Source organism: Cognatiyoonia sediminum, from assembly GCF_900129845.1.
Lineage (GTDB): Bacteria > Pseudomonadota > Alphaproteobacteria > Rhodobacterales > Rhodobacteraceae > Cognatiyoonia > Cognatiyoonia sediminum.
In genome coordinates this window covers 1,201,092-1,222,313 of sequence record NZ_FQXB01000001.1, presented here as the reverse complement: position 1 = coordinate 1,222,313, position 21,222 = coordinate 1,201,092, and the positions used below count along the sequence as shown (strand labels likewise).

Below are 21,222 nucleotides of genomic sequence, written 5' to 3'. Positions count from 1 at the left end.
CGGCCAAGCGACATGACGACGTGGAACACTGAAACCATTAGTGATGTGATCCGCGTCGCCCACTTGGCCGCCGACGCCGCGAAATCCGAGACGCTTAAGTTTTTTCGCGGCACAAATCTCTCAACTGAAAATAAAGACAGCGGCGGGTTTGATCCCGTTACAGCGGCGGATCGCGCAGCAGAGCAAGCAATCCGATCTGTTTTGGCTGCCGAACGGCCGCAAGATGGCATTCTTGGCGAAGAGTTCGGTACCTCAGAAGGTGAAACTGGCCTGACGTGGGTATTGGACCCGATAGATGGTACGCGTGGCTATATCAGCGGCACACCAACATGGGGCACATTAATTTCCGTCGCGGATGAATCCGAACCCAAATTTGGTCTCATTGACCAACCTTATATTGGTGAGCGCTTCTTGGGTGGGCTTGGAGTGTCGTCGATGACCGGTCCACTAGGCGAGAAACCTTTGGGAACGCGCGAAACCGATGCGCTAACGGATGCGACCCTGCTGACGACATTTCCAGAAGTGGGCACTGACCTAGAACGTCGCGCGTTCGAAGCAGTCGATCGGCAGGTCAAACTGACTCGTTATGGAATGGACTGCTATGGCTACGCGCTTTTGGCAGCCGGTCAGGTCGATCTCGTGATCGAGGCGGGGCTGCAAGCCTATGATATTCAAGCCCCGATTGCGGTCATCGAGGGCGCAGGTGGGATCGTGACCAACTGGGAAGGACAACCAGCGCATGAGGGCGGGCGCGTCGTTGCCGCTGCCAACGAAACGCTTCACGCCCAAGCGCTTGCCCTTGTTCGCAGTGTTGTAGATGGCTGAAACGCTTCTAAAGAATGCGCGATGCGTCCTGACAATGAACGACGCGCAGGATGAGCTTTCCAACGTTAATATCCTGTTGAAAGATGGCGTGATCGCTGACATCGGGGTGGGGTTGGAAACCGCAGGAGAGGTCGTCGACGCCAGTCATTTTGTCGTAACGCCTGGTCTCGTGAATACGCACCATCACCTTTATCAAACGCTCACCCGTGCTGTTCCCGGTGCGCAGGACGCGCTTCTTTTTGGGTGGCTTCAAACGCTCTATCCGATTTGGTCGAAGTTCGGACCGGAGGAGATGTTTGTATCGGCACAAGTGGGACTGGCTGAGCTGGCGCTGTCTGGGTGCACGATGACGTCAGATCATCTCTATCTTTACCCCAACGGATCACGCCTGGACGACACGATTGCCGCGGCGCAAGATGTTGGCCTTCGGTTCCACCCGACACGCGGCTCGATGAGCATTGGGGAAAGCGATGGAGGCCTCCCACCTGACAGCCTAGTTGAACAAGAGGCGGCTATCCTAGAAGATAGCATTCGCTTGGTTGACGCCTTCCACGATCCATCAGAGGGGGCAATGGTTCGGGTTGGGCTGGCGCCATGCTCACCCTTTTCAGTCAGTCGTGATTTAATGCGAGAATCGGCGCTTTTGGCACGCGACAAAAGTGTGATGATGCACACCCATTTGGCTGAGAACGATGAAGACATCGCCTATTCGTTGGAAAAATTCGGCTGCCGCCCAGGTCAATATGCTGAAGACCTTGGCTGGACGGGTGATGACGTTTGGCACGCTCACTGCGTGAAACTCGACGGGCAAGAAATTGATCTGTTTGCGAAATCACATACTGGCGTTGCGCATTGTCCGTGCTCTAACTGCCGATTGGGTTCGGGCATTGCGCCGGTTCGAGCGATGAGAGACGCAGGCGTGAACGTCGCCTTGGGAGTTGACGGGTCGGCAAGTAACGACGTCGGTAATCTGATGGCGGAAGCGCGGCAAACCATGCTGCTTCAACGTGTTGCGAATGGCGTTGATGCGATGTCTGCCCGCGAGGCGTTGTATATCGCGACGCGAGGTGGTGCGGAGGTTTTGGGCCGCAATGACTGCGGGCAAATCTCTGTCGGGAAGCGGGCAGACTTAGCGCTTTGGGATGTTCGCGGTGTTGAGGCAGCAGGGTCATGGGACCCTGCAGCGCTCCTACTTGCTGGCCCCTCAAAGGTCTCGCACCTTTTTGTCGAAGGCCGCCAAATCGTTCGCGACGGTCATATCGTGACCATCGATCTCGGAAAGATCTGTGTCAGGCAAAATCAACTGGCGATGGCGCTCGCCAACTAACCATTTCGCCAGCCACCCAAACCTCACGAATGGCACGGTCATCCCCCATCATGATTGTCGGGAAAATGGCGTCCCACGCATGTTCGGCGCGGTTCGCGCGCTGCTCAATCACTTCGGTCGATTTCAAGTTCAGGACTGTGATGTCGGCTGACGCACCAACGCCCAAATGCCCGATTTGGCCTTGTGCCTTAAGCGCGCTTGCTGAACCCTCGGTCGCCAGCCACAACAGTTGCGCAGGGTGCAAGACGTTGCCCCGCAGCTGACCGATCTCATAGGCCGCTGCCATGGTCCGAAGCATCGAAAAGGACGACCCGCCGCCAGTATCCGTCGCAAGCCCGGTTCGAATGCCGCGCGCTTTCAGGCCCGCTATGTCGAACAAGCCGGACCCGATGAAAGTGTTCGATGTCGGGCAATGGACAACAGCAGCCCCGACCTCGGCAAATCGATCAATTTCCCGCTGTTCCAAGTGGATGCAATGGCCATAAAGCCCGTTTTCACCGAGGAGCCCGAAACGCTCGTAAGTGTCTAAATAATCACGAGCGTCAGGAAATAACTCCTTCACCCATGCGATTTCAGGTTTTTGCTCGCTCATGTGAGTTTGCATCAAGACATTGGGGTTCTCGGCCCATAACGCGCCTAGAGCCTGCAACTGTTCTGGCGTCGAGGTTGGTGAGAAGCGGGGTGTAATGGCGTATCGAGCGCGACCGGTTCCATCCCATTTTTTCAGCAATCTTTTGCTATCATCATACGCCGACTGAGAAGTGTCTTTCAGCGTGTCTGGCGCGTTTCTATCCATGCAGGTCTTCCCTGCAACAACGGCCATATTGCGCTTTGCCGCGGCTTCGAAAAATGCATCGACGCTTTCAGGATGGATGGTGCAATAGCTTGTTAGCGTCGTTGTTCCGTGGGCCAAAGCTAGATCAAGCGTTCGACCTGCCACGTCATCCGCAAATGCACGATCACCGAAACGAGACTCTTCAGGGAACGTGTAGGTGTTCAACCAATCGATCAGCTGCTTGCCCCAGCTGGCGATGATGCCAGTCTGCGGATAGTGCATATGCGCATCGACAAAACCGGCACTGATAAGATCCTGCCCATAGTCGGTGACGATCGCGTCTGGATGCTGAGCCCGCAGGGCCGCGCCGTCATCGACCCCGACGATCTGCCCATCTTCGACTAGAACGCCACCCGAGGTGTTTATATGCGCGACGTCCGACCAATCATTTTCGAAAGGATCGCTGGTAAAGGTAAGGGTTTGGCCAAGCAAAAGGTGTTTTGTCATAATGGCAAACTATGACGGGCTTTAAGGAAGGTAAATCGCTTCGACGTGATATTGAGAACTGCGTTGAACCTTCTATGGTGCGCACAAATCAGGTGAGGGCAGAATGAGCGACGCAATCGACGACATCGAAGAGGAAGAAGCCTTCGGTATTTCCGATAAGCTTGTGTCTGATGTCATGGAAGCCGTCGATGCGGACGCCGATGAGGTGGTCGAAGATCTGGTCGATCCGCTTCACCCAGCGGACGTTGCGCACCTAATTGAACAGCTCGACGACAAAGATCGCAAGGAATTCTTGCGCGTATGGCCCGGCGGGATCGAGGGGGAGGTTATCTCCGAGCTCGACGACAATCTTCGCGAAGAAGTCATCGACAGCCTTGACGAAGAAGAACTCGCGGAAGCTGTTCGCGATTTGGACAGCGACGACGTTGTCGACCTTATTGAAGACCTAGATGACGAACAGACCGAAGCCGTTCTTGAAGCATTGGATGATAGCGACAGGGCGCTTGTAGAGCAGGCGCTGACCTATCCCGAAGAGTCCGCCGGTCGGCACATGCAGGTCGAACTTGTTCGCGGCCCGGAGCATTGGACCGTTGGGGATGCGATTGATTTTCTACGCTCGGATGTCGAGTTGCCGGAGCAATTTTATCACATCATCTTAGTCGACCCGCGGATGAAGCCGGTTGGCTACGTCACGCTCGGCCGCATTCTAAGCTCTGATCGCAAAACGCCTCTCAAAGAATTGGAGGAAGATTCATTCCGAACCTTCAATGTCGAACAAGACGTTGAAGAGGTCGCGCAAGCGATCAACCACTATCATATGATCACAGCACCCGTGGTGGACGATGACGACCGGCTGATTGGGGTTATCACTATCGACGACGCCATGGCGTTTCTCGAAGAAGAAGCCGAAGAAGATATTCTGCGGCTGGCGGGCGTTGGTGAGGGGTCGTTATCGGATCGGGTGATCGAGACGACTAAGAACCGCTTCCCGTGGCTCGCGGTGAATTTGGCGACTGCGATCCTTGCGTCTCTCGTTATCGCGATGTTTGAGGAAACACTCTCTGGTCTGGTCGCTTTGGCGATCCTGATGCCGATCGTGGCGTCGATGGGGGGCAATGCGGGCACGCAATCCTTGACCGTGGCAGTCCGAGCTTTGGCGACACGCGACCTAACGGATGCAAATGTCTGGCGCGTTGTTCGGCGCGAGGTCTTGGTCGGGCTGGTAAACGGTATCATCTTTGCCGTCGTGATGGGCGCCGTTGGTTATTTCTGGTTCGGCAATCTGACACTGGCCTACGTCATCGGTGCCGCAATGGTCATCAACCTTGCCGTTGCTGGCCTCGCAGGGACAGGCGTTCCAATCATATTGGAAAAACTGGGCATTGACCCCGCCCTAGCATCCGGCGCTTTCGTGACAACGGTGACGGATGTGGTCGGGTTCTTTGCGTTCCTAGGATTGGCGGCACTATGGCTACTTTAACCGAGATCAAAGCCGACGCGCGCAAGGCAGCCTTTGCGCGGCGCAAAGATGCCCATGCTTTGGGGCAGGGGACATCTGGCTATTTGTCAGAGGTTCTCGCAGGACATCGCGGCGTCCCAATCGCAAGCTACATGGCCATGCGAACGGAGATCGATCCTACCGCTGCTATGGAAGAGGCTTCAGCCTACGGACTTGTGGGTGTGCCCGTGATCCTGGGTGCAGCCAAACCTCTGAAGTTTCGTACATGGACGCCAGATTGCACGCTCATCGTGGGCGAGTTTGGCGCGATGATCCCTGAGTCTGGGGAGTGGATGACACCTGAGATTGTCATTGTCCCACTCGTCGCCTTTGATTGCAAAGGGGGCCGTTTGGGTTACGGCGGTGGATTTTATGATCGGACGCTGGAACTGCTCAGGTCGCAAAAGCCCACGCTTGCCATCGGCTTTGCCTATGCCGCTCAAGAAGCGGACGACCTGCCGTTGGAAGAAACAGATCAACCGCTTGATTTGATCGTGACCGAGCAAGGCATCATCACGCCTTGATCTTCAATTGCACCTTTAGGCTTTGCGGCTTAAACGGTCCGTATGAAAATACTCTTTCTAGGTGATGTCGTCGGGCGATCCGGCAGAAACGCTGTCATTAGCCAGCTGCCAAAACTTCGAGAGGAGTGGACGCTCGATTTCGTCGTCGTGAATGGTGAGAATGCGACCTCTGGAATGGGATTGTCTGGTTCTCATGCGAAAGCCCTTTTGGAAGCAGGCGTCGATGTGCTGACCCTTGGGGATCATGCTTTTGATCAGAAAGACATGATGACCTTCATTGCGTCAGAACCACGCGTTCTTCGCCCTATCAACTTTTCCAAAGCCGCCCCTGGCGTCGGTGCGCGCGTGTTTACTGCGACCAATGGACGAAAAATCCTTGTCGCTCAGGTCTTGGGACAGGTCTTTATGAAGCGCCCCTTCGACGATCCGTTTTCGGCACTCGACGGTCTTCTCAAGCAGTACCCAATGGGCGGCCAAGTACAGGCCAGCCTGATCGACATTCACTGCGAAGCGACATCTGAAAAAATGGCGGTTGGACACTTTTGCAATGGCCGCGCAAGCCTGGTCGTCGGAACGCACACCCATGTGCCGACCGCTGATGCGATGATTTTGCCCGGTGGGACCGGCTACCTAACAGATGCAGGTATGTGCGGCGACTATCATTCCGTCATAGGTATGGAAAAGGCAGAGCCGCTACGCCGATTCATCACCGGAATGCCCAAGGAGCGGTTCACGCCCGCGAATGGCGAGGCGACCCTTTCCGGCGTCTATATCGAGACAGATGACCGCACTGGCAAAACCACCCGAATTGAACCGGTGCGCCAAGGTGGTTCGCTGCAATCTCAAGGCCCCACATGACCACCAAAGAACAAGCATGGCTTACTGCGGTGCTGATCGGACTGGGCGCGCTTTGGGGATTATCACAACCTTTGGTTAAGATCGCCGTTGCCGGCCAGTATGAGCCGTTGGGTATGGTGTTTATCCAGATGCTTGTTGCCACAGTGGTTCTGGGCCTTGTTCAATTTCGGCGGCTCAGAAGGTTGCCGATTAAGGCCTCGACCGTCGCCATTTGGCTTATGATCGCCTTTGTCGGTACGATCATTCCCAACTCGGCCAGTTATCAGGCGCTAAAATCAATCCCTTCCGGCATTTACTCCGTGCTCATCGCAACAATTCCGATGATGTCCTTCCCCATTGCGTTGGCCATGCGGAACGAGACCTATTCGTCGCGTCGATTGCTGGGGCTCGCAGCAGGTTTCGCAGGCGTGCTTTGCATCGTTATTCCGGATGCCAGCCTTCCGGAGCGCGCAATGCTTGCGGCGATACCATTAGCGATGCTGGGTCCGCTTTGCTATGCGTTGGAAGGAAACCTCGTCGCAAAGTTCGGCACCGCTGGGATGGATCCTATCCAAGTGATGTTTGGGGCGTCGGCATTGGGCGCTGTAATAACTTTGCCCATCGCCATCAACGCAGGTCAGCTCACGATACCGACTATGCCGCTAAACCAATCTGACGTCGCGCTTATTTTCGCATCGGTCATCCATTCATTCGTCTACGTCGTCTATGTTTGGATGGTCGGTCGCGCTGGTCCTCTCTTTGCAGCGCAAGTCAGCTATTGGGTCACCGGGTTCGGTGTCCTTTGGGCCATGTTGCTATTGGGTGAACGATATGCGGGTTGGGTCTGGTTCGCGATGGTCCTCATGGCATTGGGCCTAACACTCGTTCAACCACGTCGCCCCCTTGCTTCGAATGAACCTGAAGGCGATACTGTAGGTACGCCAAGCGCTTAGAAAGATATGTTCGAGCTATTCACCTTGTCATCGACCCAAAGTGCGGTGCTGACGCTTGTCGTCGTACTGGTGATGTTCGCGCTTTTCCTCAAAGAGGTTTTTCCGACCGAGGTGGTCGCGATGATCGGGGCGTCGATCTTGTTGATCACTGGCGTGCTTCCTTACGAGGATGCATTGGCTGTTTTCGCGAACCCAGCACCTTGGACCATTGCCGCCATGTTTATCATCGTAGGGGCCTTGGTACGTACTGGTGCGTTGACCACCCTCACTCAAACTGCCGAACGACAGGCCCAGCAAAACCCTGCTCGTGCGATCGGTGGGGCTCTGGTGTTTGTGGCTCTCGCATCCGGTATCATGAACAACACGCCGTTGGTTGTGGTCATGATCCCCGTATTTGTGCAGCTGGCAAAAACGCTGGGAACATCCGCCTCGAAACTGCTCATTCCGCTTAGCTATGCCGCAATTGTCGGAGGGACGATGACCCTGCTAGGAACGTCGACAAACCTTCTAGTTGACGGTGTGGCGAGAGGGCAGGGGCTTGAACCCTTCGGGATTTTGGAAATCCTTCCGGTTGGCGTCGTCGTAGTCCTATGGACGTTCTTCTATCTCTACTTCATCGGTTCGCGCCTACTACCGGAACGGACGTCAATGGCGGGTTTGCTTTCAGACAAATCCAGAATGAAGTTCTTTTCCGAGGCAATCATTACTCGCGACAGCAATCTCATTGGGCGCGAAGTGCTCGACGTAAAACTGTTCAAACGTGACGGCGTCCGATTGATTGATGTGATCCGTGGAGATGCGTCTTTGCGGCGCAATCTTAAGGATGTCGTTTTACAGGCCGGTGACAAAGTTGTGTTGCGCACCGCGATGACGGAATTGCTGTCGCTGCAAACAAACAAAGACCTCCGCCGGATCGATCAAGTGTCCGCGGTGGAAACCACGACGGTTGAGGCCTTGATCACACCGAATTGCCGTATGGTCGGGCGAACCCTCGGCTCCATGCGGTTGCGTCGGCGTTTCGCGGTCTATCCACTGGCTGTCCATCGCCGAGACACGAACCTGTCTCAGCTTGATGATGTTGTTATCCGCGTGGGTGATACGCTCCTACTTGAAGGTGCCACGGAAGATATCCAGCGCTTAACGCGGGAAATGAATCTGGGCGACGTGTCCCTCCCGTCTGAACGTGCTTACCGCCGTGGCCATGCTCCCATCGCCATCGGCGTTCTTCTTGGTGTTGTTCTCCTCGCGGCACTTAACGTCGCACCGATCCTGCTTTTGGCGATGGTTGGCGTTACGATTGTGCTCGCAACAAAATGTATCGACGCCGAAGAGGCTTTCGGGTTCGTCGATGGCCAACTGATGGCGCTAATTTTCGCGATGCTCTGCGTCGGGAGTGCTTTACAGTCTTCAGGTGCTGTTCTCTTAATCGCTGACACCCTCTCGCCGGTTATGCAGGTTTTGCCGGGCTTCTTTGTGATCCTTGCAGTGTACCTTCTGTCTTCAATTCTGACCGAACTGGTCAGCAACAACGCTGTCGCAGTGGTCATGACGCCAATCGCTATTGGTTTGGCCGCAACGCTGGGCGTCGATCCGCGACCGCTCGTCGTTGCCGTGATGATCGCGGCCAGTGCCAGCTTCGCTACACCGATCGGCTATCAGACCAACACGCTTGTCTATGGCCCCGGCGGCTATAAATTCGCAGATTTCCTCAAGGTAGGCATCCCTCTCAATCTCTCTCTAGCGCCCATCGTCTCCTTCGTGATCCCATACATCTGGCCACTCTAAAGTTCTCCCCGAAGGGCCCGCTTGCAGCTTGGCCCAAGGGTGCCTTATAGAGTGACAAACTCGGAATGATGAAAAGAGGGTACCGATGGCCGGCCACTCCAAATGGGCAAACATCCAACACCGCAAAGGACGTCAGGACAAACTGCGTTCTAAACTGTTCTCTAAGCTCGCAAAAGAGATCACTGTGGCGGCCAAAATGGGCGACCCTGATCCAGAGAAGAACCCACGCCTGCGTTTGGCTGTTAAAGAAGCCCGTTCCAATTCCGTCCCGAAAGACGTCATCGACCGCGCGATCAAGAAATCGCAAGGCGGTGATGCGGAAAACTACGATGAAATCCGCTATGAGGGCTATGGTCCCAATGGTGTTGCCGTGATCGTCGAAACCATGACCGACAACAAAAACCGCACCGCTTCGACCGTGCGGTCCACCTTTTCAAAGAACGGCGGCAATTTGGGCGAAACAGGGTCTGTTGGCTTCATGTTTGAACGCAAGGGGCAAATCATCTACCCCGGCTCTGTTGGTGACGAAGACACCGTGATGATGGCCGCGATTGAGGCTGGTGCCGAGGATGCCCAATCCGACGAAGAAACCCACGTCATCATCTGTGCCGACACCGATCTGCATGAAGTCTCCAATGCGTTGGAATCAGATTTGGGCGAAAGCGAAAGCACCAAGCTGATCTGGCAACCGACCACGACAACAGAGTTGGACCTTGAAGGTCTGACCAAGCTGATGAAACTGGTCGATACGCTCGAAGAAGATGATGACGTTCAAACCGTCACAACCAACTTCGAAGCCTCTGACAACGTGATGGAAGCCTTCGGAAATCAATAGCATTTCGCGGGTTGTGAACCCGTGACAATAGGCAGAGTGTGGGCGCATGTCAGATGCGCCTTCACGCCCCATCGTCGGTATTTTCTGGATGGCCTTTACCGGCATCATGTTCGTCTGCGTGACGGCCATTGTGAAATACATCGGTGATGAGGTTCCCGCCGCTCAGGGCGCATTCCTACGCTACATCTTAGGGTTAGTCTTTCTGATCCCGATGATCCGACCGATCCTCGCGGCACGTCTCACCAAACGACAAGTCTTGTTGTTCTCAGCACGCGGCTTTGCCCATACACTTGCCGTCATCTTGTGGTTCTTTGCCATGGCCCACATCCCCATCGCCGATGTGACTGCGATGAACTACCTCTCGCCTATTTATGTCAGCATTGGCGCGGCCTTGTTTCTGGGTGAAAAGCTCCCACCTCGCAGGCTGGCCGCGGTCGTTGTCGCCTTGATCGGGGCGCTTATCATCCTACGCCCCGGACTCCGCGAAATCTCCCCCGGTCATATCGCGATGATTTTCACCGCTATAGGGTTCGCGGCAGGTTATCTGATGGCCAAGCAGCTGGCGGATGAGGTCGCTCCAGCCGTTGTGGTAGGGATGCTCTCAATCACAGTGACCATTTTCCTCGCGCCCTTTGCCTTTGCTGTCTGGGTTCCGGTGAGTTGGGAAAACATTGGCTGGCTTTTTCTAGTCGCCTGCTTCGCAACGGCGGGTCACTACACCATGACACTCGCTTTTGCCGCCGCACCCCTCACTGTCACGCAACCCGTTACCTTCCTTCAACTGGTCTGGGCCGTCCTGTTGGGCGCACTGGTTTTCGATGAAGGATTCGACGGCTGGGTGATCTTAGGCGGCACGATCATTATGGCCGCGGTGAGCTTTATCACATGGCGTGAAGCCGTCGCGAGACGTCGGGAGGCAGCAATTTGATTTTTATTGATTGACTGGTCAATAAAAAATAAATTACAACTTTGGTTAGATCTGATCTGAGGAATAGTGATGCCCAAAGTCGGAATGGAACCTATTCGTCGCGCCGCACTCGTCGAGGCGACGATTGCGACTATTGGCGAAACCGGATCCCTGGATGTGACAGTCAGCCAAATCGCCAAACGGGCAGGGATGTCCTCCGCGCTTGCCCACCACTATTTTGGCGGCAAGGATCAAATCTTCCTTGCGGCTATGCGACAGATTCTGCGCGACTACAGTGCTGAAGTGCGCAAAGAGCTCGCAAAGACGACCAGCCATGATCAGCGGGCCGAGGCGATCATCCGTGCCAATTTTGCTGATTCCTGCTTTGACCCGTCCGCTGTAAGCGCTTGGATGACCTTTTATGGTCAAGCGCAAACCAACGCGGAAGCGTTGCGATTGCTAACGCTTTATCAACGCCGTTTGCGGTCGAACCTCATCCAAGCCTTACGCGGACGGGTGGCGGAGCCAGAAATCGGCGCAGAGCTTTTGGCTGCGCTGATAGATGGCCTTTACATTCGCGTCGCCCTCACAACACCCGATGAAAATGCCGAGGCAAAAGCTCTCGCCATGCTCGCCCAACTCACGGGAGACGCCCGATGAGCAAACCCAATATTTTGATCATCATGGTCGACCAGTTGAACGGAACCCTGTTTCCTGACGGACCCGCTGAGTGGCTCCACGCGCCTAACTTGAAAGCGCTGGCCGAGGAATCCACGCGGTTCAAAAATTGCTACACGGCCTCTCCCCTCTGTGCACCTGGCCGCGCTTCCTTTATGTCCGGCCAACTACCAAGCCGCACCGGTGTCTATGACAACGCCGCCGAATTCGCGTCCTCGATTCCAACCTACGCCCACCACCTCCGCCGGGCAGGCTATCAAACCTGCCTCTCCGGCAAGATGCACTTCGTCGGTCCTGACCAGTTGCATGGCTACGAAGAACGCCTGACAACCGACATCTACCCCCCAGATTTCGGCTGGACACCGGACTACCGCAAACCCGGCGAGCGCATTGATTGGTGGTATCACAACATGGGCTCCGTCACCGGCGCGGGTGTGGCGGAAATCACCAACCAAATGGAATACGACGATGAGGTCGCCTACCACGCGACTCGCAAACTCTATGACCTGTCGCGCGGCCATGATGAGCGCCCATGGTGCCTCACCGTCAGCTTCACCCACCCGCATGACCCTTACGTGGCGCGTAAGAAATACTGGGACCTCTATGAAGATTGCGAGCATCTGATGCCCGCCGTCGGCCCGATCCCATATGAGGATCAGGACGCACATTCCAAACGGATCTTGGACGCCAACGACCACGAGAATTTCGAGATCAGTGAAGAACAAATTCGCCGTGCACGCCAAGCCTATTTCGCCAACATCACCTATCTCGACGACAAGGTCGGCGAACTCCTCAACACCCTCAAGGCCACACGACAAGAGGCCACAATCCTCTTCGTCTCAGACCATGGCGATATGCTGGGCGATCGCGGCCTCTGGTTCAAAATGTCCTTCTACGAAGGCTCGGCGCGTGTGCCGATGATGATCTGTGCACCGGATATGGAACCGGGCCTCGTCGAAACACCGGTCAGCAATATCGACGTCTGCCCGACCTTGTGTGATCTGGCCGGTATCGACATGTCCGAAGTCATGCCATGGACCGATGGCGAAAGTATCGTACCTCTCGGCCAAGGCGGATCACGCGACACGCCCGTTGCGATGGAATACGCCGCTGAGGCCTCCTACGCGCCGCTCGTTTCGCTGCGCTATGGCAAGTGGAAATTCAATATGTGCGCGCTCGATCCAGATCAGCTCTACGATATGGAAGCGGACCCGAACGAGCTTTCTAACTTGGCCGAAGAGCCCGAACACCAAGGCACCCGTAACACCCTAAAGGCCAAAGCCGAAGCCCGTTGGAACCTCGACCAATTCGATGCCGCTGTCCGCCATTCCCAAGCCGGACGCTGGGTCGTCTACGAAGCGCTGCGCAATGGCTCCTATTTTCCATGGGACTACCAGCCGCTGCAAAAGGCATCCGAACGCTACATGCGCAATCACATGGACCTCAACGTCCTCGAAGAAAACCAGCGGTTCCCAAGAGGCGAGTGATCGTCTTTTGAGCCTAACTACCTCTGCTGGAGGCAAGAAAATGCAAATACAACCGACCGCAAGCCATTTCATCAACGGCGCATATGTCGAGGACACTGCAGGCCACTTCATTGACGTCGTCTATCCTTACACAGGTGAAGTGGTCGCCAAAGTCCACTCAGCCACTCCGGCGATTATCGAACAGGCCATTGCCGCCGCAAAAGCCGCGCAAGCCGACTGGGCCGCAAGGAGCGGTGTTGAACGCGGCCGAATCCTGCGCCGTGCAGCGGATATCATGCGCGACCGCAACCACGATCTGTCGGTGTTGGAAACCTATGACACTGGCAAACCCTATCAGGAAACCAGCGTTGCGGATGCGACCTCTGGTGCGGATGCGTTTGAATATTTCGGCGGTCTGGCAGGCGCGCTGACAGGTGAACATATTCCGCTGGCTGGCGGTGACTTTGTCTACACCCGCCGCGAAGCGCTGGGCCTCTGCGTTGGGATCGGCGCATGGAACTACCCCACTCAGATAGCAAGCTGGAAAGGCGCACCTGCGCTTGCCTGCGGCAATACGATGATCTTTAAGCCGTCCGAAACAACACCGCTCTGCGCATTGAAAGTGGCTGAAATTCTGTACGAAGCAGGCGCTCCGGCTGGCGTCTACAACGTGGTGCAAGGGCTCGGGAACGTGGGTGCATCGTTGATCACTGATCCACGTGTGGCAAAGGTCTCTCTGACCGGTTCCGTTCCAACAGGTAAAAAGGTTTACGCGTCAGCCGCAGAAGGCCTGCGACACGTGACGATGGAGCTTGGTGGCAAATCCCCGATCATTATCTTCGATGACGCTGATCTCGAAAATGCCGTCTCTGGCGCCGTACTGGGCAATTTCTATTCCACCGGTCAGGTCTGCTCTAACGGTACCCGCGTCTTCGTTCAGAAAGGCATCAAAGAGGCTTTCCTCAATCGCATGTCAGAACGCCTAGCATCCGGTGTGAACATGGGCGATCCGCAAGACCCAGATACCAACTTCGGCCCGATGGTCAGCGAAAATCAACGCAGCATAGTTCAGGGTTACATCGAAAAAGGTAAAGCCGAAGGCGCACGCCTTGTGCACGGTGGCGGAACGCCCGAGAAAGAGGGTTTCTTCATCGAACCAACAGTCTTTGCCGACGTCACCGACGATATGACAATCGCGCGGGAAGAGATTTTTGGCCCCGTCCTCTCTGTCCTCGATTTCGATACGGAAGAAGAAGCAATCCGCCGCGCGAACGACACCGAGTTTGGTCTCGCGGCCTCTGTCTTCACAAATGACCTCACCCGCGCGCACCGCGTCTCAGCGGCGTTTGAGGCAGGCACCTGCTACATCAACACACACAACCTTGCTCCCGTCGAAGCACCATTTGGTGGCTCCAAAATGTCGGGCGTCGGACGCGAGAATTCGAAGCTGGCGATCAACCACTACTCCGAAATGAAGACGGTTTATGTGTCGATGAACGATGTCGAGGCGCCGTTCTGATGGAGGCAATAAATCGTGTAGATGCAGTTAAATGGGTTGCGACTATGGTCCAACTCATTGGCTACGGTCTAACCGGTCTGAACTACACGCCTTGGAACATCTATGCCTTCGTAATTGGGATCATCCTTTGGTTTGCTGTCGGTGTGATGTGGAAGGACAGGGCGATAATGGTCGTTCATGTCGGCGCATTCATTTCTCTTGTTGGCGGATATCTGAATGCAAGCTGACTATGTGGTTGTAGGGGCCGGCAGCGCAGGCTGCGCGATAGCCTATCGTCTGGCCGAAGCGGGCAAAGACGTTCTTGTCATCGAATATGGCGGGACCGATGCGGGCCCGTTTATTCAGATGCCAGCAGCTCTATCATACCCAATGAATATGTCGCATTACGATTGGGGCCTCAAAACTGAACCCGAACCGCATCTAGGAGGACGCCGATTAGTCACTCCACGCGGCAAGGTGATCGGCGGATCAAGCTCTATCAATGGTATGATCTATGTCCGTGGCCATGCGCTTGATTTCGATCACTGGGCCGAAAGTGGCGCGGATGGATGGGGTTATGCCGATGTGCTACCCTACTTCAAACGCATGGAAAACTGGGACAGCGGTGGCCACGGCGGCGATCCTGCATGGCGCGGCACCGACGGTCCGCTTCACGTCTCCCGCGGACCTCGCACCAACCCTCTGACAAAGGCATTCGTCGAAGCGGGCAAACAGGCGGGATATGATGTCACGGGCGACTATAACGGCCATCAACAAGAAGGGTTCGGTCCGTTCGATGCGACCATCTACAAAGGGCGTCGTTGGTCAGCAGCAAACGCTTACTTGAAACCAGCGTTAAAGCGTCAAAACTGCACGCTGGTCCGCGCTTTGGCTCGTAAGATCGTGTTCAAAGACGGCCGTGCCTGTGGCGTCGAAGTTGAGAAGGGCGGCCAAATCGAGGTCATCGCGGCACGTGAAGAGGTTATCCTTTCTGCGTCGTCTCTGAACTCGCCGAAAATCCTGATGCTGTCCGGCATCGGGCCTGCGGCGCATCTTGCCGAGCATGGGATCGAGGTCCGCGCGGATCGCCCTGGCGTCGGGCAAAACCTGCAAGACCACCTCGAACTTTACATCCAGCAGGCCGCAACGCAGCCAGTGTCGCTCGCCAAACATTGGAACCTGTTCAGCAAAGCTATGATCGGCGCGCAGTGGCTTTTCACTAAAGCCGGCCTCGGTGCATCGAACCAGTTCGAAAGCGCGGGCTTCATTCGATCCAAGGCCGGTGTGGAATACCCTGACATCCAGTTTCATTTTCTCCCAATGGCGGTGAGGTATGATGGCAAAGTAGCTGCAGAAGGACATGGATATCAGGCGCATGTTGGACCCATGCGGTCAGAGTCGCGTGGGTCCGTTACATTGCGCTCTGCTGATCCGAAAGATGATCCGAAAATCTTGTTCAACTACATGTCTGAAGAAAGCGATTGGGAGGACTTCCGCACCTGTATTCGCCTAACCCGCGAAATCTTTGCACAAGAGGCGTTTGAGCCCTACCGGGGGCATGAAATTCAACCCGGTGATGACGCGCAAACGGACGATGAACTCAACGACTTTATCCGCGAACATGTCGAAAGCGCTTATCACCCCTGTGGCACCTGCAAAATCGGCCGCAGAGACGACCCTATGGCGGTTGTCGATCAGGAGATGCGGGTCATTGGAGTTGACGGGCTTCGTCTTGCCGACAGTTCGGTCTTCCCACGGATCACCAACGGTAATCTGAACGCACCGTCGATCATGACGGGGGAAAAGGCAGCTGATCATATTCTTGGAAAGGCACCGTTGTCGCCGGCCAATGACGTGCCTTGGGTGCACCCGAATTGGCAAACAGCGCAGCGCTAGCCCGCTATTCCACCTGATACGGCAGCACGTCACGAAGGTTCAGATCGACCTTCAACTGCCGTTCCAGCGGTGGAACGGATCGTTGGTGACAAGACTTGCGTTCACATATGCGGCAAGAAATGCCAATGGCTTCAAAAGCTTCGGCATTCTTCAGCTGCATGTGATCGGCGTAGACAAGAGCAGATGCGTGTTTAACTTCGCACCCTAGGCCGATGGCGTAGCGACGAATGGGTGCCCCCCAAGCGCCACCGGATTTGCTTACATCTCGGGCAAGGCAGAAATAACGCACCCCATCCGGCGTCTCCGCCAACTGGCGCAAGAACTGGCCGGGCAATTCAAACGCACGGTGCACGTTCCAAAGCGGGCAGGCCCCGCCAAAACGGGCAAACTGCAACGTCGTGGCGGAGTGGCGCTTGGTGATCGTGCCTGCTTGATCGACGCGCACAAAGAAGAACGGAATGCCCTTAGCGCCGGGGCGCTGCATTGTTGAAAGGCGGTGGGCCACTTGCTCCAATGATGCGCCAAATTGGGTCGATAGTATCTCCAGATCGTGTCGCGTCTTGGTGGCGGCATCTAGGAACCGACCATAGGGCATCAAAGCGGCGCCTGCGTAGTAATTGGCCAAGCCAATTTTGGCGATCTCCCGCGACTCTTCGGATTGGAAACGCGCGAGATCGAGCGTCGCTTCAAGAAGCGCATCTTGGGTGAGGAGGGCTGTTTGGAGCAACAATTGAAAGCTGCGTGTTTCGGACGCGGCAAAACGTGATAGCGACAGTGTCTTAGTAGCTGGATCGTAATGGCGGATTTTGTCGTCTTCAGCATCGACGACCTCGATACCCTTGGCTTCTAGCGTCTCGGTTGCCGCGTCCTCTAGCGATTGGCCGTCGGGTAGAGAGGTCGCAAATCGTTCCGCTGCGCGATCAACGGCGTCGATATAGTTGTCGCAATAGTGGAAAAAGTCGCGAACTTCTTCCCACGGCGACGGCTTTAGTCGCGCATCCTCGCGCCCCAAAGCCTCATCCAATGAGGCGAGCCGTTCATGGGTTTGGCGATAGGCAGTGTGCAAATCCAAGAAAGCACGCGCCAACGCGGGTGCGTTCGAGGCCACGAGGCGCAAATCGGCTAAGGCCGGTGTCGGCCCGGCAAATGCGGGGTCGGCCAGCGCTTCTTTCATGTCTCCAATTAAGCGCGCCTCATCTCCGGCTTGAAGCTCGGTCACGTCAAACCCAAACTCTTGCGCCAGCCCTAGCAACACGGCCGTGCTGATTGGCCTGTTGTTGTTTTCCATCTGATTGAGGTAGGGCAGTGACACCGACAATTTCGCTGCGAAATCCTTTTGTGTCAGACCCACACGACCGCGAAGTTCGCGGAGCTTCGCACCTGCGTAGAGTTTAGGGGTCGCCATCGGAGCCTCGCAATTTGCCTAATTTGCAAACTGCCTTTGCAAATCCAGCAAATCAACCCTCGACCTGACGTGCCCGAACGATGACGAATATCATCGAAATGCAAGCAAGTGCCGAAGTGCTGACCATAACCAATTGAAGGGGAAGGGCACTGTCCCCGCCATCCAGCAATGTGCCTGCGAGTTGAGACAAGACCGCGCCGCCCGTGATCATAATTGCTGCACCAAGTCCGCTGGCTGTCCCTGCTAGGTGTGGTCGGACCGACATTAGACCCACGGATGTGTTTGGCATAAGCAGCCCGTTGCCCAATCCTAGAAAGGTCACAAAGCTAAAGAAAAGAAAGGCGCTGGTGATTCCGGACAGTGTCAGAATGAGCGAGATACCGAGGCCGACAACGGTGATAATTGAACCAGCCAGCGCCATAGCGTTGATCCCAAAACGTTCTGTAAAGCGGCCGGAGATACCATTGCCAACCGCATACCCAATGGCGGGAGCACCTAAAGCAACTCCGCTCCAAAACGGTGTTAATCCAAATACGGTTGCGGAGACATAAGACGCCCCTCCGAGAAGCGCGAAGAAGGCACCGGAACCGAAGGCGGCGGCCGCTGTGTACCCCCAAAATCTGGGTGATTTTAGAAGCTCTGGATAGGTCCGAAGCTGATCGGCAAAACCCATACCGCCGCCACGGACTGTTTCACCAAGATCGAAATAGCACAGCAAAAGAACAGCAATGCCCGCGAACGTTAAGAAGGTAAAAATGGCCTGCCAGCCAAAGGCTTCATCAATCGCTCCGCCAATCATGGGCCCCACCATCGGCACCAAAGCCATGCCCATCGTCACATAGCCGATCATCGATGCTGCTTTTCGTGTGTCGAACATATCGCGTACGATGGCGCGGCTGAGGGAAATGGAGGTCGCCACTGCTGCTTGCAGCAGCCGGAAGAAAAGGAACATTTCGGCAGTGGTGGACAGCATCGCCCCGATCGTCGCCAGAATGAAAATGCTCAAGGACACAAGCACCACGGTTCGTCTGCCAAACTTGTCGCTGATTGGACCGATGACAAACTGAATGACAGCCGTCGCAAGGAAGTAGCCAGAGACGGCCAGTTGCATCGTCGCATAAGACGTCCCGAAATACTCTGTCATCCCGCTGAGTGACGGCAGAAAAATCGACATGTTCAATGCCGAGATCCCAGCCAAGAGGGTCAGCGTTAGAATATGAGGGGGCGACGTTCGATCCAGAAACCGGACCGGATTTAGGGTGTTCATGCCCGAGACCTTAGACCTTTGGTGAGCGATGTCTACCATCAGTTGTATCTTCTTGAATTAGCAGATTTGCAGAAATGCAATCTATATGAGGGCAATATTTGCAAACTTTTCCTTCTCCCAATGTGAGAGCTTTGCTATCTCCCTTTCATTCTCTGGGAGGCCTCCATGAAAGATATCTTGCAAGAACTCGAAGACCGCCGCGCGGTTGCACGCATGGGCGGAGGTGCGAAACGCATCGAGTCTCAACATGCCAAAGGCAAGCTAACAGCTCGTGAGCGCATCGAACTTTTGCTCGATGCTGACAGTTTTGAAGAGTTCGACATGTTCGTCGCGCACCGTTGCACCGATTTCGGGATGGAGCAGCAGCGCCCACCCGGCGATGGTGTTGTGACAGGGTGGGGCACGATCAATGGACGTATGGTCTATATGTTCTCTCAGGACTTTACGGTATTTGGTGGGTCTCTGTCTGAGACGCACGCTCAGAAGATTTGCAAGATCATGGATATGGCGATGCAGAACGGCGCGCCCGTCATCGGCATCAACGACTCTGGCGGTGCTCGTATTCAAGAAGGCGTCGCCTCGTTGGCGGGCTATGCCGAAGTGTTCCAACGCAACATCATGGCCTCCGGTGTTGTGCCTCAGATTTCTGTGATCATGGGACCTTGTGCTGGTGGGGCGGTTTACTCGCCAGCGATGACCGACTTTATCTTCATGGTCAAAGACAGTTCGTACATGTTCGTCACTGGCCCAGACGTGGTGAAAACCGTGACCAATGAGGTGGTTACGGCTGAAGAGCTCGGCGGCGCATCGACCCACACGAAAAAATCCTCCGTCGCGGACGGCGCGTTTGAAAATGACGTCGAAGCCCTCGCCGAAGTGCGCCGCCTGGTGGATTTCCTACCGCTCAACAACCGCGCTAAGCCGCCGACGCGCCCTTTCTTTGATGACGTAAATCGGATTGAGGACAGCCTTGATACGCTGATCCCTGATAATCCGAACACCCCATACGATATGAAGGAATTGATCCTGAAACTTGGGGACGAGGGCGATTTCTATGAAATCCAAGAGGATTTCGCCAAGAACATCATCACAGGATTTGTGCGCCTTGAAGGATCAACCGTCGGCGTCGTGGCCAACCAGCCGATGGTGCTAGCAGGATGCCTCGACATTGATAGCTCTCGCAAAGCAGCGCGTTTTGTGCGGTTTTGTGATGCCTTCGAAATCCCAATCCTGACGCTTGTGGACGTTCCTGGCTTCCTGCCAGGCACATCACAGGAATACGGCGGCGTCATCAAACATGGCGCGAAACTGCTCTTTGCCTATGGCGAAGCGACCGTGCCAAAGGTCACAGTCATCACCCGCAAAGCTTACGGCGGCGCGTATGACGTGATGGCGTCAAAGCATCTGCGTGGTGACTTCAACTACGCATGGCCCACAGCCGAGATTGCCGTGATGGGCGCGAAAGGTGCGACAGAGATCATCCATCGCGCTGACCTTGGCGACGAAGAAAAGATCGCACAGCATACGCAGGATTATGAAGACCGCTTTGCAAACCCGTTTGTGGCCGCCGAAAAGGGCTTCATTGACGAAGTGATCATGCCGCATTCAACCCGTCGCCGTGTGTGCCGCGCTTTCGCATCTTTGCGTGGCAAATCGCTCCAGAACCCTTGGAAAAAGCATGACAACATCCCGCTCTAAACTGAGCATTGCGGCGATGACATTTGCCGCTTTTTCAACGCCAGCATTGGCCCAATCCGTACCGGTCCCCTCCGGCACGGAGATGGAGTTGTTTGACGTAATATTCGAAGAAAACCCGTCTGTCGGTAGATTCAGATTTATTGTGCCCGCAATCGCTCCAGAAGGGCTGGCGCTTCAATTCGAAGATGTGATGGATGACATTGACTACCTGTGCGATGCGGTCGTGCTGCCCGCGCTAAACTTAAACGGACAGAAGACGGACCTGGTTCTCATCTCCTTGTCTGAGCAAGAAATCGCCTTCGGAGAGATCGATGCGGATGTGACCCAGTACTTTCAGTCCTTCCAAATCATCGACAACACCTGCATCTGGGAGGCGTTCTGATGTTGCGTCAAATTCTTGTGTCGATTCTACAGACTGGTGCGGTTGAGTCACAGTCGAATGTGTCCGATTTCCATAGTGCTGAAACAAATGCGTTTTCTGCTATTTTGCCCTCAATACAAACAAAAACAAATGGGCTGACCGGATCAAAAAGCCGGCGGC

At 55.3% G+C, this 21,222-nt stretch carries 19 protein-coding genes; 16 read left to right on the top strand and 3 right to left on the bottom strand.

Annotation, left to right across the window (positions count from 1 at the left end; all coding sequences use genetic code 11):
• Positions 1-12 precede the first annotated feature (12 nt).
• Complete coding sequence (gene hisN / locus BUA85_RS06105) at positions 13-825, top strand: histidinol-phosphatase (RefSeq protein WP_072899948.1); 813 nt, start codon at positions 13-15, stop codon at positions 823-825.
• Complete coding sequence (locus tag BUA85_RS06100; protein WP_072899947.1) at positions 818-2,152, top strand: 8-oxoguanine deaminase; 1,335 nt, start codon at positions 818-820, stop codon at positions 2,150-2,152. The genes hisN and BUA85_RS06100 overlap by 8 nt, the downstream gene beginning before the upstream one ends.
• Here the strand turns inward: BUA85_RS06100 and guaD are convergent.
• Positions 2,115-3,434, bottom strand: a complete 1,320-nt coding sequence (gene guaD, locus BUA85_RS06095; RefSeq protein ID WP_072899946.1) for a guanine deaminase — start codon at positions 3,432-3,434, stop codon at positions 2,115-2,117. The two genes, BUA85_RS06100 and guaD, sit on opposite strands and share 38 nt — an antisense overlap.
• A gap of 103 nt (positions 3,435-3,537) precedes the next feature.
• Between guaD and mgtE the strand changes: the two genes are divergently transcribed.
• From mgtE to betA, 12 genes are all read left to right on the top strand, one after another.
• Complete coding sequence (mgtE, locus tag BUA85_RS06090; RefSeq protein ID WP_072899945.1) at positions 3,538-4,914, top strand: magnesium transporter; 1,377 nt, start codon at positions 3,538-3,540, stop codon at positions 4,912-4,914.
• Positions 4,902-5,456, top strand: coding sequence for a 5-formyltetrahydrofolate cyclo-ligase (locus tag BUA85_RS06085; RefSeq protein WP_072899944.1), 555 nt, complete (start codon positions 4,902-4,904; stop codon positions 5,454-5,456). The genes mgtE and BUA85_RS06085 overlap by 13 nt, the downstream gene beginning before the upstream one ends.
• Before the next feature lie 42 nt (positions 5,457-5,498).
• Complete coding sequence (locus tag BUA85_RS06080; RefSeq protein ID WP_072899943.1) at positions 5,499-6,314, top strand: TIGR00282 family metallophosphoesterase; 816 nt, start codon at positions 5,499-5,501, stop codon at positions 6,312-6,314.
• Entirely contained in the window at positions 6,311-7,246 is a 936-nt protein-coding gene (locus tag BUA85_RS06075) for a DMT family transporter (RefSeq protein WP_072899942.1), read from the top strand. The genes BUA85_RS06080 and BUA85_RS06075 overlap by 4 nt, the downstream gene beginning before the upstream one ends.
• A 6-nt stretch (positions 7,247-7,252) precedes the next feature.
• Complete coding sequence (locus BUA85_RS06070) at positions 7,253-9,031, top strand: SLC13 family permease (protein ID WP_072899941.1); 1,779 nt, start codon at positions 7,253-7,255, stop codon at positions 9,029-9,031.
• Positions 9,032-9,116: 85 nt separating this feature from the next.
• The gene (locus BUA85_RS06065) at positions 9,117-9,866 is read left to right on the top strand and encodes a YebC/PmpR family DNA-binding transcriptional regulator (protein WP_072899940.1); all 750 of its coding nucleotides are present in this window, start codon (positions 9,117-9,119) and stop codon (positions 9,864-9,866) included.
• Between the two features lie 46 nt (positions 9,867-9,912).
• On the top strand, positions 9,913-10,794 hold the full coding sequence (locus BUA85_RS06060; protein WP_072899939.1) for a DMT family transporter: 882 nt from the start codon (positions 9,913-9,915) through the stop codon (positions 10,792-10,794).
• A 69-nt stretch (positions 10,795-10,863) separates the two neighbouring features.
• The gene (gene betI, locus BUA85_RS06055) at positions 10,864-11,433 is read left to right on the top strand and encodes a choline-binding transcriptional repressor BetI (RefSeq protein WP_072899938.1); all 570 of its coding nucleotides are present in this window, start codon (positions 10,864-10,866) and stop codon (positions 11,431-11,433) included.
• Positions 11,430-12,938, top strand: a complete 1,509-nt coding sequence (betC, locus tag BUA85_RS06050) for a choline-sulfatase (protein ID WP_072899937.1) — start codon at positions 11,430-11,432, stop codon at positions 12,936-12,938. The genes betI and betC overlap by 4 nt, the downstream gene beginning before the upstream one ends.
• A gap of 40 nt (positions 12,939-12,978) precedes the next feature.
• Positions 12,979-14,436 carry a betaine-aldehyde dehydrogenase gene (betB, locus tag BUA85_RS06045; protein WP_072899936.1) on the top strand — a complete coding sequence of 486 codons (1,458 nt, stop codon included), beginning with the start codon at positions 12,979-12,981 and terminating at the stop codon, positions 14,434-14,436.
• A gap of 44 nt (positions 14,437-14,480) precedes the next feature.
• The gene (locus BUA85_RS06040; RefSeq protein WP_341350619.1) at positions 14,481-14,663 is read left to right on the top strand and encodes a DUF6552 family protein; all 183 of its coding nucleotides are present in this window, start codon (positions 14,481-14,483) and stop codon (positions 14,661-14,663) included.
• Positions 14,653-16,311 (top strand): choline dehydrogenase, encoded by a 1,659-nt coding sequence (gene betA, locus BUA85_RS06035; protein WP_072899934.1) that lies wholly within the window; start codon positions 14,653-14,655, stop codon positions 16,309-16,311. Before BUA85_RS06040 ends, betA begins: the two co-directional genes overlap by 11 nt.
• A gap of 4 nt (positions 16,312-16,315) precedes the next feature.
• On the opposite strand, the gene BUA85_RS06030 is transcribed toward betA, so the two are convergent.
• The gene (locus BUA85_RS06030; protein WP_072899933.1) at positions 16,316-17,716 is read right to left on the bottom strand and encodes a helix-turn-helix domain-containing protein; all 1,401 of its coding nucleotides are present in this window, start codon (positions 17,714-17,716) and stop codon (positions 16,316-16,318) included.
• 52 nt (positions 17,717-17,768) lie between these two features.
• A complete protein-coding gene (locus BUA85_RS06025; protein WP_072900443.1) occupies positions 17,769-18,983 on the bottom strand; it encodes a multidrug effflux MFS transporter in 1,215 nt (404 codons plus the stop codon).
• A gap of 165 nt (positions 18,984-19,148) precedes the next feature.
• Here BUA85_RS06025 and BUA85_RS06020 point away from each other — a divergent pair, with 165 nt between their 5' ends.
• On the top strand, positions 19,149-20,681 hold the full coding sequence (locus BUA85_RS06020; protein ID WP_072899932.1) for an acyl-CoA carboxylase subunit beta: 1,533 nt from the start codon (positions 19,149-19,151) through the stop codon (positions 20,679-20,681).
• Entirely contained in the window at positions 20,662-21,063 is a 402-nt protein-coding gene (locus tag BUA85_RS06015; RefSeq protein WP_072899931.1) for a DUF6497 family protein, read from the top strand. Before BUA85_RS06020 ends, BUA85_RS06015 begins: the two co-directional genes overlap by 20 nt.
• Positions 21,064-21,222: the final 159 nt, after the last annotated feature.